Here is a 13,333-nt window from a genome sequence, read left to right as displayed (position 1 = left end):
ACCTTTTTACCGCCTGCCGAAACGACGCGGGCCCGGCCCGAAATTGTGATGATAGCCCGGATGATCGTTCCAGCCCGGACGGTCTACCCAATGCGGGCGCGGCGGTCCCCAGTTCGACTGGCAATTGCGGCCAATGCAGCCATTGACGATGGTCGGGCCGCGACCCCAGCCGCCGCGATAATAGGGGTCGTAATAACGGGGTCCGCTATTGGCGACCGCCGCGCCTATGGCCATGCCCGCGATCAGCGGTATGCCGACAGCGGCGGCAGTGGAGCCGAAATTGTCGTTGGTCGTATAGACGCCGCCTGTGGACTGGATGGCGATGTAGCGGGAAGAAGCCCAGCCGGACAATCCGCCATAGCTCACCTGACACCAGCCATAGCCGTCCGTGCAGCCCGCAACCGTGACGCCGACGCCGTTGGGGATGCTGCCCAGACTTCCATAGCCGGTTCCCGGTCCAGTACGCAGGTTTATCGTGGTGGTTACAATGGCGTTTGCAGCTTGCGCGCCGGTTGTAGTTAGAAGTGCTAATGTAATAACTGCTGATTTAACTATATTCCGCATCCTGTCGACCCCTATTGCATCGAAATTGATATATTAATATCATGGATATTCCGGTATTTCTTTAAATTTATTTATGATGGTGTCGTTATGATTAATGGATATCAAGCAAAGCCGTGTAAATAAGCTGTGATTGAAGATTGATTGGCAGCTCTTTTCACCGCCGTGCGCCTGTTACATACTCCGGCGCGACTCTCCGGTGTCTGTTCCGGTGCCCGCCGGTTTGAAATCAGACACCCAAGCTTTGAAGGAACCATGTTGATGAGTAGTGATGGTACGCCGAAGGGTATGCTGACATTGCGTGTGCCTGCCATGCCGAAGGATGCGAATGCGGCATTTGATATTTTCGGCGGCTGGGTGATGGCGCAGATGGACTCCGCCTCCGGCATTCGTGCTGCGGAGCGCGCAAAGGGGCGCGTGGTGACGGCAGCGGTGCGGGAAATGTCCTTCGCCAAGCCCGTGAAGATCGGCGATGCGCTGTGTGTCTATACGGAAATCACGCGGGTGGGACGCAGCTCGATCACCCTGCGGGTTGAGGCCTGGGCGCAGCGTTATCTGACCCAGCAGATGGATCTCGTGACCCATGGCGAGTTCATCATGGTGGCGCTGGATGAAGAGGGCAAGCCGACGCCGGTGCCGCCGGAAAAATGAGGCATCGTCAAGCCCGGCATCGCGCCGGGCTTATTTGCAGGCGCGATACCCGCTGCGGCGCTGCATCAGGTCGAAATGGAAATGGTCGGCATGTTCCGGGTTGTAGCCGGGGCCGAGAACCGTGGTGAAATAGCCGCAGGCATCGGAGCGCACGCTGTTGAGCAGGCCCTTTTCGCGGAAAGCGAAGAAGCCCGGCTTGCGCACCATGATGTTCTTGCCGTTGTTGAGCACGATCTTGGTGACGTCGATGGCGTTGCCGCGTGAATGTTCCGACATTTTCGCGCCGCGACGGTGGTTCATCGTGCGGCAGGAATAGCCCCCGGCATTATAGATCGTGCTGACACCGGACAGATAGCGCAGGCGCGAGGCGGGTTGCAGGTCGCCCTTGATCCAGCGGGCAAAGGCTTCGGTCACCTGACAGTTCAGCGTCGCCGCCGGCTTGAAGGCGATGGAGCCGCTGTTGAAGCCTGACACCTCGATCGGGTTCTCGATATGGCAGGAGCTGCTGCGATAGATGGTCGGCTTTTCCTTGAAGACGACGCCGAGCCGTTTGAGGCGCGTGCGGCAGGCTGCTTCCGCGTTGGACATCGTATAGATGTTTTCGGCAGCCGTCACCGGGTTCTGAATGGGGGCCGAGAAGCCATAGTCGCCCGAATATTGCGGACGGCTCTGCGGTGCGGATTGGGCGACGTGGTTTTCTTCCTCTTCGGCAAGGCCGACGACGCGCTCTTCATGCGGCTCCTGCATGACAGGCGGGGGCGCGACCGGCGCCGTTCTCGCTACCGGGGCCTCGGGCACCATCATATCGGAATTGCCGACACTGGCCTGCGGACGCGGGGCGCTTTCGCCGGAACAGCCAGCGAGGACGGCGAGCAGCAGGATGGATAAAGAGGGGGCCAGACCTCGCAACCGGGGGCGCTGGCGGCTGACTGGAGCGGCGGCGGACAACGCGGAACTCATGTCCATACCTTTCTTCAGGAGACCAGACCGATGGCGTTTCCTGAATATTAGCCTGCAAGCGTAAAGGAAGAGTCAGCGCCCGCGTTAAGGGCTGTGGCGGAATGGGGGCAACAGGGGGCAGGATTGGCAAATCGCCGCCGTTGTTTTATCACCGTGCGGCGGTTTTCGGGCCATGCCGCAGACAACTCCTCCCGGTCCCTGAAGTCATTTCCATGTCAGCACTGATTTCGCCAAGCGTCCTGCCGATCCTGCTTCTCATCGGTTCCAACGTTTTCATGACATTCGCCTGGTACGGGCATCTGAAATTCACCAGCACGCCGCTCGTCACCGTCATTTTCATCAGCTGGGGCATTGCGCTGATCGAATATTGCATGGCGGTTCCGGCCAACCGCATCGGGCATGAGGTCTATTCGGCGGCGCAGCTCAAGACCATTCAGGAAGTCATCACCCTGGTGATCTTCAGCCTGTTCTCGGTCTTCTATCTCAAGGAAGCCTTTACCTGGCACCACCTGCTGGGCTTTGCGCTCATTGCGGGCGGGGCGGCCTTGATTTTCAAGGCCTGATGAAATCACTCGGCAGCGGCAAGTTCCGGCTTGCGTTTCCAGAACATGGGTACAAGCTCGACAGCCATCATGGCGGAGAAGATCAGTCCGCAGCCGATGAGACCGATGAAGGTCACGCGTTCGCCGAGGAAGATGGCGCCGAACAGGGCCGCGAAAAGCGCTTCCGATGCCAGGAAGATCGCGGCCTGCGCGGAGGTGGTATAGCGCTGCCCGATGGCTTGCAGGGTGAAGGCGACGCCGGACGAGAAAACGCCGGTGAAGAGGATTTCCTTCCAGGTCAGCGTGATGGCGGTCCAGTTGAAATCTTCAACCATGGAAGCAATGGCAAGTCCCGCGACGGCGCTGGTCGCGAACTGGACGCAGCTCAGTGTTATCGGCCGTCCGGCGCGGTTTGCGCGGCTGATCAGCACCACCTGCAATGCCCAGAACACGGCGCCGCCGATGACCAGCAGGTCGCCCTGCTTGAGCGCGGTTAGCGTGCCGCCGGAGAGCAGGAAGATGCCTGCAAGGCAGGCCACGGCGCTGGGCCAGACCACCGGATGCGGCCATGTGCGAAACAGGATGACGCCGAGCACCGGCACCATCACCACATAAAGCCCGGTCAGAAACCCGGCATTGGTGACGGACGTGGTGATGAGCCCGATCTGCTGGAGGACGAGCCCGATGAAGAGGCTCAGGCCGATGACCATGAAGAAGAGATAGTTCGAGTGGCTGAGGCTGATCTTCGCGCGGCGCCCTTCCGCCACGGCCCATGGCAGGACGGTGAGCGAGGCGATTGCCGAGCGGATGCCGATGAACAGGAACGGCCCGATGCTGGCCATCGCCGTCGATTGCGCGACGAAACCCATGCCCCAGATGGCGCCCGCCAGAAGCAGCAGCATGTTGGCCTGTACGCGCGTCATCCTTACCTCGGTTCGATCTTTTCCAACCGTCATGCTATAGGCAATATTGCGGGCAGGCGGCAAGGGACCTTCCGATTCTGCGACATTCATGCATGACCGGATTTTCAGGGATTCATACCGGCGGGGGTTTTATGCTTTCTTTATCTCGTCAATCCACTTTCGGGGCCGCTTTCGGCGCCGCTTTCGGGACCGCTTTCTTGGCGTCGATTGCCACGGCGATGCTGTTTGCGGCCAGCGGAGAATCGCAGGCGGCTTTCAAGAAGGTTCGCGACACGCAGGTCCTGTGCGATTTCGCGCAGAACTGCACATTGACCCTCACGCCGGTCGCAGGCGATGGAGCGCCCGAATCCGGTATAGGACTTGGCATTTTTCGCAGCAGCCAGCTGGGGTCGAAGCCGGTGCTGCAGCTTTCCTATGTCGATCAATCCCGGAAAACCGGCAAGCTGGAGATTTCCGTCGACGGCCAGCCGCTGCTTGACGTCGATGTCTCGGCCTTGAAGGCAGAGGACGATCAGCTCGATTATACGGGCGATCTTGCCAAGGTGCTTGAAGCCATGAAGAACGGCCAGAAGTTGCAGCTGAAACTGGCCGGAGTGACTTCGACCTATTCACTTTCGGGATTTGTCGGCGGGCTGATCTATGTGGATGAACAACAATCGCGCGATGGAACCGTCGAGGCGTTGCAGGTCAAGGGCAGCAAGCCGGCGCCCGCTCCACCCGTACTCAAGCTGATTGAGACGGTCCAAGAGATACCGGCTGAAATCCGCAAGGACTTTTCCGAGGAAACGGCGGTTTGCGGCGGGACCAGTCCCGGCATGTTCCGCAATGCGGGCGGCTTCGAGACAAGGATTGCCGATGGTCTCGATCTCATCGGACTGCCGTGCGGATCGCCGGGCGCCTATAATCAGCCCTATGCTTTCTATAGCCGCTATGAAAACAGGATCGTGCCGATCTCCCTGCCTACCATTTCCGACGATGGCCCCACAGTGACCGATACGGCATGGAACATAGACTGGAACCAGAAATCCCTGACGCTGACGGCCTTCTTCAAGGGCAGGGGGCTTGGTGATTGCGGCATTTACGATGTCTGGAAAGCCACCGACAGCGGCGAGGGCCGGGTGCGTTTCGTGCTGGTGCAGGAACGCTCAAAAGGCGATTGCGATGGCAGTTATGCGGGAGGCCCGGAGAAATGGCCGGCGAGCTGGCCAGTCAACCCGAAATAACCGGCGCGGGAAAGCGCCGCTTTTGCAGAGAGTTGACAGGGACATATTTTTCCGCGTGAAATGATTGATGGAAATGCTATAGTTCTGTGAATGGTTATTCGAACGGTTCCGAGACGGATGTTTCGGCGACCGTTTTCTTTTTGTGTCTCGGGGGTTGGAAGCCTCCGAAAAGCGCCTCGCACTATCCAAGCATTGCGCGAGGTGAGGCGGGCAAATCAAACTGCCGGTGCGTGCAGGGCCTCGGGGAGAGGCGAAGCGCCGGATGAAGGAAAGGACTGGGTATGGAAAAGTTCCCTATGACCCCTGGCGGTTTTGAAAAGCTCAAGGAAGAGCTGCGCTGGCGCCAGCAATCGGAGCGCCCTCGGATTATTGAGGCAATTGCTGAAGCGCGTGCGCATGGCGACCTGTCCGAAAACGCCGAATATCACGCTGCGAAAGAAGCCCAGAGCCTGAATGAAGGCCGTATCAACGAGCTGGAAGATCTGGTTGCGCGCGCGGAAGTCATCGACGTTTCCAAGCTTTCGGGTAATCGCATCAAGTTCGGCGCGACCGTCACCATGATCGACGAAGATACGGAAGAAGAGAAAATCTACCAGATCGTCGGCGATCAGGAAGCCGATGTGAAGCAGGGCCGGATTTCCATCTCATCGCCGATTGCGCGCGCGCTGATCGGCAAGGGCGAAGGCGACACGATTGAAGTCAACGCGCCGGGCGGCTCGCGCTCCTATGAAATCGTCGGCTTGAAGTTCGTCTGATTTCCATGAAAGTCCCGGTTCAGGATGTCGAGGTGGTGGCGCCGAATTTCAAGCGCCGCCTCTCCGGGGTTACATCGACAATCGTCCAGCTCATCCCGTTGCAGCGCGCAAAGGGGCTGAACATCGCGACGATGGGGCCGGGCCTGCCCGATACGCTCCCGCATCTTGGCTGGAGCGCGTTGCTGTCCTTCTGGTCGAAGCCGCGAACGAAGCCCTTCCGCATCTGGCACGCGCGGCGCAATATCGAAATGCTGGCCGGTATTTTCATGCGCGATGTGCTGCGCATGAAACTGAGGCTTATCTTTACTTCCGCTGCGCAGCGCCACCACAAGCCCTTCACCAAATGGCTGATCCGCCGCATGAATGCGGTGATTGCAACGAGCGGCCGTTCGGGAAGCTTTCTTGAAGTGCCGCATGATGTCATCATGCATGGCGTGGATTTGCAGCGGTTTCATCCGCCGGTTGGCGGCGAGGACAGTTTCGCGGCGTCCGGCCTGCCGGGAAAATATGCCGTCGGCTGCTTCGGTCGCGTGCGTTCCTCCAAGGGAACGGACCTTTTTGTCGACGCGATGGTCGCGCTTCTGCCCAAATATCCGGACTGGACGGCGATCATTACCGGGCGCACGACTGCCGAACACCAGTCTTTCGAGGATGCTCTGAGGGCGAAGATCGCGGCTGCGGGCTTGCAGGATCGCATTCTTATTCTGGGTGAAGTGCCCGATATTCGCGTGTGGTATCGCCGCCTGACGCTTTATGTAGCGCCTTCGCGCAATGAAGGTTTCGGGCTGACGCCGCTGGAAGCCATGGCGTCACAAACGGCAGTGGTCGCCAGCGATGCGGGCGCTTATGCGGAAATGATCGTGGAAGGCACCGGAACATCGGTTGCGGCTGGTGACGGGGAAGCGCTGCGCAAGGCTATCGAGCCCTATCTGGCCGATCCGGGAATGGCCGAACGCGACGGCGAAAATGCACTCAGGCATGTTCGCGCCACGTTTCCGCTCGAAAAGGAAGCGGCTGCGATCAGCGGTGTTTACGAGCGCGTGTTCGCCGGGAAATAATCGGAAACTTCCCGGCCTGCCGTCAGACGATCAGAGGATCATCAGCGGTTCGTCCTTGACCGGACGAATGGTCAGCGCGGTACGCACGGAATCCACGTTGGGAGCCGCGGTCAGTTCCTCGATCACGAAGGTCTGGAACGTGTTGAGATCGCGCGCAACGCAATGGAGCAGGAAGTCGGATTCGCCCGAAACCATCCAGGCGCGGCGTACCAGCGGCCATTGCTTGGTTTTCTCCGCAAAAGCCTTGAGGTCCGCATCCGCCTGACGATGCAGGCCGACCGAACAGAACGCAACGAGGTCCTGTCCGAGCGAGTTGCCGTTCAGAATGGCGCGATAACCGCGGATGACGCCGCTTTCTTCCAGCTTGCGCACGCGGCGAAGGCAGGGCGGGGCCGAAATGCCGACGCGCTCGGCCAGCTCGACATTGGTGATGCGCCCGTTATTCTGGAGCTCCCGAAGGATTTTCCAATCGATTTCATCCAGATCGGCCTTGATCGGCATGCGTAACTCCGCGCGCAAGGAAATTTCATTCCGGGGTAATTATAGAACATTCGTCGCCATCGCGGCGCAATCTAATCCTGCTCATATCAAATGATGCGGCTGGATGTAAACTGCCTGACGCCCTGTCAACGCACCCAAAAAGCGCGAGTGAACAGGATATACACCGTAACGAGCTCCAGACGCCCGACCAGCATAAGAAATGAAAGCACCCATAATGCCGGGTCGTGAATGGTGGAAAAGTTGCCGACGGGGCCAATCGTGTCGCCAAAACCGGGGCCGACATTGGAAAGCGCCGTCAGCGCGCCGGTGAAGGCCGATACGAAATCGAGGCCCAGTGAGGCGAGCAGCACCGCGCCGATCACGAGCGACGCACAATAGAGGAACAGGTAGAGCAGCACGTTCTGCGCGATATCGCCGGAAATTTCCGAGGTGCCATAGCGGATCTTGATGACCGCATGAGGCATGATGAGGCGGGCGAGATTGGCTTGCGTCAGGCTCCACAGGATGATGAGGCGGTTCATCTTGATGCCGCCCGACGTCGAGCCGGCGCAACCGCCGAGAAACGAGGCGAGGAAGAAAATTCCAATCGCAGGCGGTCCCCACAGCGAATAGTCTTCCGTGGCATAGCCTGTGGTGGTCATGACCGACACGAAGTGGAACGAGGCGGAAATCAGCGCGTCGCCGAAAGGCACGTCGGAGCCGAGCCGCAGCACCACGGCAAGCGCAAAGCTGAAACCGATGGCGATTGCGAAGAACAGTTTCACCTGCGGGTCGGCAAGCGATTCCATGCGGCGCGGCATGAAGGCCTTGATGTAAAGCACGAATGGGAGCGCCGAAAGCGCCATGAAGATGGTGGAGACGACAAGAAGCAGCCGGTTTCCCTCATAGAAGCCGATTGAGCTGTCATGCGTGGAAAAACCTGCCGTGGCCACGGTCGTCAGGCCATGATTGATGGCGTCGAAAACGCTCATGCCGACAGCAAAATAGGCGATGATGCAGGCCGCCGTCAGGCTGAGATAAGCCAGTATGATCCCGAGCGCGATCTGGTTCATGCGCGGGAGGATTTTCTCCGACTTGTCGGAATTTTCCATATGAAAGAGCGCCAGCCCGCCCGCCCGCAGCGATGGCAGCAACAGAAGGGCGAGGCCGATAAAGCCGACGCCGCCGATCCAGCAAAGGATCGAGCGCCACAAGAGAATGCCGCGCTGCATGTTGTCGAGCCCGGTGAGCGCGGTCGCGCCTGTGGACGTGACGCCCGACATGGCCTCGAAGAACGCCGTGGCGTAGCTGATCGGCAGATGCGAAAAATAGAGCGGGATCGAGCCGAGGAAGCTTGCGGTCAGCCACAGGCAGGCCGTCAGCAGAAAACCGAGACGCGGCGTGAAGCGCATTGTCTGGTTTTGCGTGGCCAGCAGGAACAGGGCGGAAAGAGCGCCGGTGGCCGCAGCCGAGCGCACGAAAATGAGCCAGTCGTCGCTTCCGTCGCGCAGGTCGATCGCCGCAGGCAGAAGCATGGCGGCAGCCATGATGAGGCCGAAACGCGCGCAGATATTGGCGACTGACTTGTAAATGGCGGCCGGCTCCGGGTTGGCGGATTATTCATTGCATGAAGCTTGTTTAGCGTGAGATCGATCTACCCGCAACGTATTGGCGCGAAAGGCTTTGCTCAAATGGTTACAAGCTGTGGCTAAAGCGCAGCAAATCCCTGTGGAACCTTGCAAACGATGAGGGCCGGACCTACCTTGGCCATAATATCGGGGCATTGGCCGAACAGGATGCGAAAGCGATTCTGCTGGGCTGGAACCCGCCGCTTTTAATCGATTTTAGTGTGTGCCGGATTGTGAGCGGTTCGAGGCGCACGTGAAAGCCAACATGTGGGGCGCTGACAAGGCCTGAGCAGGCCGAAGCGCTCCGGGACCGGAGAAAACTTCATGTCACAGCGTCATGCGCCAGTCATTGTCATCGGCTCGGGTCCTGCTGGTTATACTGCGGCGATTTATGCCGCCCGCGCCATGCTGAAGCCCATCGTGATCGCCGGGCTGCAGCAGGGCGGTCAGCTGATGATCACCACCGACGTGGAAAACTATCCGGGCTATGCCGATCCGGTGCAGGGACCGTGGATGATGGACCAGATGGCGACGCAGGCGCAGAATGTCGGCGCTGAAATCGTCCATGACATCATCACCGAGGTTGAAACGACGGTGCGTCCTTTCCGCCTGAAAGGCGATTCCGGCACGGTCTATACCTGCGATGCCCTGATCATCGCCACGGGCGCACAGGCCAAATGGCTTGGCCTCGACAGCGAGCAGACCTTCATGGGCGGCGGCGTTTCGGCCTGCGCGACCTGTGACGGCTTCTTCTATCGCGGCAAGGATGTGGTCGTGGTCGGCGGCGGCAATACCGCTGTCGAGGAAGCGCTTTACCTTTCGCATATTGCCAAGAGCGTGACGGTTGTGCATCGCCGCGACGGTTTCCGCGCAGAAAAGATCATGCAGGATCGCCTGCTTTCGCGCCAGAACGTCTCCGTTATCTGGAACAGCGTGATCGATGAAATCCTCGGCACCGAAGCAAAACCGCCCATGGGCGCGACCGTCACCGGCGTGCGTCTCAAGAATGTCGTGACCTGCGAAACGCAGGAACTCGACACGCATGGCGTTTTTGTCGCCATCGGCCATGCGCCTGCGGTTTCCTTGTTCGAGGGCAAACTGAAGCAGAAGCCGAACGGCTATCTATGGACCGCGCCCGATTCGACGGCTACCGACGTTCCGGGCATTTTCGCCGCGGGCGACGTCACGGACGACATTTATCGTCAGGCCGTGACTGCTGCCGGCATGGGCTGCATGGCTGCCCTTGAGGCCGAGCGCTGGCTTGCCGCACAGGAACCGCTGCACGAAGCTGCGGAGTAATGAGAGGGGAATACCGTGGTCGCACCGCTCGACTGGGATAAACTGCGCATTTTTCATGCGGCGGCTGAGGCTGGGTCGTTCACCCACGCGGCCCAGACATTGCATCTGTCGCAATCGGCTATTTCGCGTCAGGTGAGCGCGCTTGAGCAGGATGTCGGCGTCCCGCTGTTTCATCGTCATGCGCGCGGTCTCATCCTGACCGAGCAAGGCGAAACGCTCTATCGCACCGCGCATGATGTGCTGATGAAGCTGGAAAACGTTCGCTCGAAGCTTGCCGAAAGCAAGGAAAAGCCGACAGGCCGCCTGCGCGTCACGACGACCGTCGGTCTCGGTTCCGGCTGGCTGATCGAGCGCATTCAGGAATTCGTCGAGCTTTATCCCGATATCCAGCTCCAGCTCATCCTCGACAATGAGGAACTGGACCTGACAATGCGCCATGCGGATTGCGCCATCCGGTTGCGGCAGCCGCAGCAGCCCGACCTGATCCAGCGCCGCCTGTTCACGGTGCATATGCATGTCTATGCATCTGCGGGTTATGTCTCGAAATATGGCAAGCTCAACTCGATAGACGAGATCGACCAGCACCGCGTCGTGACCTTCGGTGAACCGGCGCCGAGCTATCTGACCGGCCTCAACTGGCTGGAGATCGCCGGACGCACCGACGGCAGCTCGCGCATCCCGGCATTGCAGGTCAACAATCTTCTGTCGATCCGCCGCGCCGTGCAGCGGGGCGTCGGCATCGCGGTTCTTCCCGACTATATGGCGGACAAGGAGTCCGGTCTGGTCCAGCTTCTGCCGGAGCTGGAGGAAATACCGTCCTTCGATACCTTCTTCTGCTATCCGGAAGCCTTGAAGAATTCCGCGAAACTCCACGCCTTCCGCGACTTCCTGTTCTCGAAGGCCCGCAACTGGACCTATTGATCGCATCTTGCACTCCATCAAAAGGCCGCGCTGATCGCCAGCGCGGCCTTTTTGTTTAGGGCGGACGGCATCCCGCTCCCCGCATCCTGAGGAGCTGCTGAAGGCAGCGTCTCGAAGGGCGAGGGAGCGTATACTGCACCCTCGCCCTTCGAGGCTTCGCTCCGCTCCGCACCTCAGGGTGAGGGCTACTGGGATCAAGGTTTGACTACTTGCGCGGCAGCAGGCGCTGGACTTCTCTGGAAGCGTCGGCAAGGGCGTCTTCCGGCGTGGCGGACTGCTCAACGACGCGGGAAAGATTGTCGACGATGGTCTGCGTCACCTTCACGCCGTTGGAACCGGGGAAGGCATACCACGGGATCATCAGGTTCATCTGGCTGAGACCGGCCTTGAAGAGTGGATTTTCTTCATAGAATTTGCCGAGATATTCGTCGGACTTTGCGGCCAGTTCGTTGTTCGGCACATAGCCGGTGCCGGGGACGACCACGGACGCGCCATAAGGTCCGGCGGCGAACTTGGCGAATTTCCATGCCGCATCAAGCTTGGACTGGTCTTCGGTCAGGATGACGACCGCATTGCCGCCGGTTGGCAGGCGACCCTTTTCGGCGTTGATGAGCGGGATTTTCGCCGTGCGAAGATCGAACTTGTCGCCGACATTCTTGATCGTGTTGCGCAGCGCGCCGGTGGTCTGGAACGAGAAGCCGACCTTGCCAGCCGCGAAAGCCTGTTCGCCAGCCGCCTTGGTCAGAACCGGCATACCGCCTTCCTTCACCATGCGGTCGATGAGCTTGAAGGCTTCGAGCCCCTCCGGTCCGTTGAAGGCAACCTTCTTTTCGTCTTCGGTCAGCATGGTGCCGCCCGCGCCGAACAGAAGGGCGGAGAACATCCAGTCGTCGCCCTGCCAGCGGAAATCGATGCCCTCATTGCCGTTGCCGAGCGCCTTGATCTTGCCGCCCAGTTCAATCACTTCGTCCCAGGTGGTGGGGGGAGTGTCGGGATTGCCGCCTGCCGCTTTCAGAAGATCGGCATTGTAATACATGATCGGGTTGGAGGTTGCGAAAGCAAGACCGACCTGACGGTCGCCGACGCGGGCGAGGCTCAGCAGGTGATCGGTGAAGCCCTGCGCTTCCATGTCGGTTTCTTTTTCGACCAGCGGCTTCATGTCGACGCCGATATTGCGCTCCGCCAGCACGCGCAGGCGGTTCAGGCCGGTGAAGGTGATATCCGGCATTTCGGAGGTTCCAGCCTGACGCATGATCGTCTGGATACCTTCCTCATAGGTTGCCGAGGGGCTGACGAAGTTGATCTTGATGCCCGGATTTTCTTCCATGAACTTCTTGGAGATGTCGGCCATGACATCCTTGAAGAAACCCGGCATCGGGTAGTGCACGTTCAGCGTCGTGTCGGCAAGGGCGGGCGAGCCGAAGGCCGTTGCCATGGTCAGAGCGGCGAGTGCGCCGGAAAAGCGTTTCATGTTTGAACTCCTGTGGAGGATGGGAGGGACGAATTCAGCCCTTGAGGCCGGTGAGGGTGATGCCTTCGATGAAGCGGCGCTGGGCGGCGAGAAATGCCAGCAGCAACGGCAGGGTGATGATGAGCGTTGCCGCCATCAGCGCCCCGTAATCATCGCCCGCTTCCGCAGCGCGGAAATAAAGGAGGCCGAGCGGCGGCGTGGCGCGTTCCATGCCGTTGACGACGATCAGCGGCCAGAACAGGTCGTTCCAGTGCGCGACGACGGAGAAGATCGAGAAGGCGGTGATGGCAGGCCAGGCATTGGGCACGATTACCCGCATGACGATGCCAGCTTCCGACATGCCATCGAGACGCGCGGCGCTAATGAGATCATCCGGCATGGCGCGGAAGAATTGCAGGAACAGGAATATGCCGAAGACCGAGATGAAGAACGGGGCGCTTAAGGCAAAGTAGCTGTTGAGCACGCCGAGCTGGTTGAAGCCGACATAGAAGGGCAGTGCCGTGGCATGGATCGGCACCAAAAGGCCGAGCATGACCATCATCATCATGATGCGCTGGCCGCGAAAGTTGAGCTTTGCCATGGCGTAGGCGCAGGGAATGGCGACCACGACCTGGATGACCAGGACGAGCGCGCAGACCACCACGCCGTTGAACAGCAAAAGCCCCATCGGCACGCGGCTCATTGCCTTGGTGATGTTTTCCCAAAGCGCCCAGTTGTGCGGGATCAGCGACAAGGAGGATGAGAATATGTCCTGCTGCGATTTTGCTGCCGTCGACAGCATGAAGATATAGGGCGCGAGGAAAAGCAGGGCACCCAGCGACAGAAGTCCAAGACGGAAAGAACGAGCCAATGTCATCCGGG

14 protein-coding genes are annotated in these 13,333 nt (G+C 59.6%); 7 read left to right on the top strand and 7 right to left on the bottom strand.

All coding sequences use genetic code 11. From position 1 onward, the window contains the following. Positions 1-6: 6 nt before the first annotated feature. A complete protein-coding gene (locus F9K78_RS01205) occupies positions 7-564 on the bottom strand; it encodes an SH3 domain-containing protein (RefSeq protein ID WP_121985989.1) in 558 nt (185 codons plus the stop codon). Between the two features lie 258 nt (positions 565-822). Here F9K78_RS01205 and F9K78_RS01200 point away from each other — a divergent pair, with 258 nt between their 5' ends. Next, positions 823-1,212: an acyl-CoA thioesterase gene (locus F9K78_RS01200; RefSeq protein WP_121982833.1), complete on the top strand. Its 390-nt coding sequence runs from the start codon at positions 823-825 to the stop codon at positions 1,210-1,212. Between the two features lie 30 nt (positions 1,213-1,242). On the opposite strand, the gene F9K78_RS01195 is transcribed toward F9K78_RS01200, so the two are convergent. Beyond that, positions 1,243-2,172, bottom strand: coding sequence for an extensin-like domain-containing protein (locus F9K78_RS01195; protein ID WP_121986041.1), 930 nt, complete (start codon positions 2,170-2,172; stop codon positions 1,243-1,245). Positions 2,173-2,384: 212 nt separating this feature from the next. Between F9K78_RS01195 and F9K78_RS01190 the strand changes: the two genes are divergently transcribed. Continuing rightward, positions 2,385-2,735, top strand: a complete 351-nt coding sequence (locus F9K78_RS01190) for a DMT family protein (protein ID WP_112585798.1) — start codon at positions 2,385-2,387, stop codon at positions 2,733-2,735. Positions 2,736-2,740: 5 nt separating this feature from the next. On the opposite strand, the gene F9K78_RS01185 is transcribed toward F9K78_RS01190, so the two are convergent. Next, positions 2,741-3,637: a DMT family transporter gene (locus F9K78_RS01185; protein ID WP_121986042.1), complete on the bottom strand. Its 897-nt coding sequence runs from the start codon at positions 3,635-3,637 to the stop codon at positions 2,741-2,743. 218 nt (positions 3,638-3,855) lie between these two features. Here F9K78_RS01185 and F9K78_RS01180 point away from each other — a divergent pair, with 218 nt between their 5' ends. The 3 genes from F9K78_RS01180 (at position 3,856) to F9K78_RS01170 (ending at position 6,673) form a co-directional block, all read left to right on the top strand. Further along, positions 3,856-4,860 (top strand): DUF1176 domain-containing protein, encoded by a 1,005-nt coding sequence (locus F9K78_RS01180; RefSeq protein ID WP_162929755.1) that lies wholly within the window; start codon positions 3,856-3,858, stop codon positions 4,858-4,860. Positions 4,861-5,141: 281 nt separating this feature from the next. Then, positions 5,142-5,615 (top strand): transcription elongation factor GreA, encoded by a 474-nt coding sequence (gene greA / locus F9K78_RS01175; protein ID WP_121985990.1) that lies wholly within the window; start codon positions 5,142-5,144, stop codon positions 5,613-5,615. Between the two features lie 5 nt (positions 5,616-5,620). Then, positions 5,621-6,673 (top strand): glycosyltransferase family 4 protein, encoded by a 1,053-nt coding sequence (locus tag F9K78_RS01170; RefSeq protein ID WP_121985991.1) that lies wholly within the window; start codon positions 5,621-5,623, stop codon positions 6,671-6,673. A gap of 30 nt (positions 6,674-6,703) precedes the next feature. Here F9K78_RS01170 and F9K78_RS01165 read toward each other — a convergent pair whose 3' ends face one another. Then, complete coding sequence (locus F9K78_RS01165) at positions 6,704-7,174, bottom strand: Lrp/AsnC family transcriptional regulator (RefSeq protein ID WP_006471903.1); 471 nt, start codon at positions 7,172-7,174, stop codon at positions 6,704-6,706. Between the two features lie 125 nt (positions 7,175-7,299). Next, on the bottom strand, positions 7,300-8,700 hold the full coding sequence (locus tag F9K78_RS01160; protein WP_063620782.1) for a TrkH family potassium uptake protein: 1,401 nt from the start codon (positions 8,698-8,700) through the stop codon (positions 7,300-7,302). Between the two features lie 405 nt (positions 8,701-9,105). Here F9K78_RS01160 and trxB point away from each other — a divergent pair, with 405 nt between their 5' ends. Beyond that, positions 9,106-10,080: a thioredoxin-disulfide reductase gene (trxB, locus tag F9K78_RS01155; protein WP_121985992.1), complete on the top strand. Its 975-nt coding sequence runs from the start codon at positions 9,106-9,108 to the stop codon at positions 10,078-10,080. A gap of 15 nt (positions 10,081-10,095) precedes the next feature. Beyond that, positions 10,096-11,001: a LysR family transcriptional regulator gene (locus tag F9K78_RS01150; RefSeq protein WP_006467289.1), complete on the top strand. Its 906-nt coding sequence runs from the start codon at positions 10,096-10,098 to the stop codon at positions 10,999-11,001. 205 nt (positions 11,002-11,206) lie between these two features. Here F9K78_RS01150 and F9K78_RS01145 read toward each other — a convergent pair whose 3' ends face one another. Both F9K78_RS01145 and F9K78_RS01140 read right to left on the bottom strand, forming a co-directional pair. Next, positions 11,207-12,472 carry an ABC transporter substrate-binding protein gene (locus F9K78_RS01145; RefSeq protein WP_121985993.1) on the bottom strand — a complete coding sequence of 422 codons (1,266 nt, stop codon included), beginning with the start codon at positions 12,470-12,472 and terminating at the stop codon, positions 11,207-11,209. A 34-nt stretch (positions 12,473-12,506) separates the two neighbouring features. Then, a complete protein-coding gene (locus F9K78_RS01140) occupies positions 12,507-13,328 on the bottom strand; it encodes a carbohydrate ABC transporter permease (RefSeq protein WP_121985994.1) in 822 nt (273 codons plus the stop codon). Positions 13,329-13,333: the final 5 nt, after the last annotated feature.

Origin of the sequence: Brucella pseudintermedia, from assembly GCF_008932435.1 — a bacterium.
Classification (GTDB): Bacteria; Pseudomonadota; Alphaproteobacteria; order Rhizobiales; family Rhizobiaceae; genus Brucella; species Brucella pseudintermedia.
The sequence above is the reverse complement of the archived record's forward strand: the minus strand, read 5'-3'. Positions and strand labels throughout refer to the sequence as shown.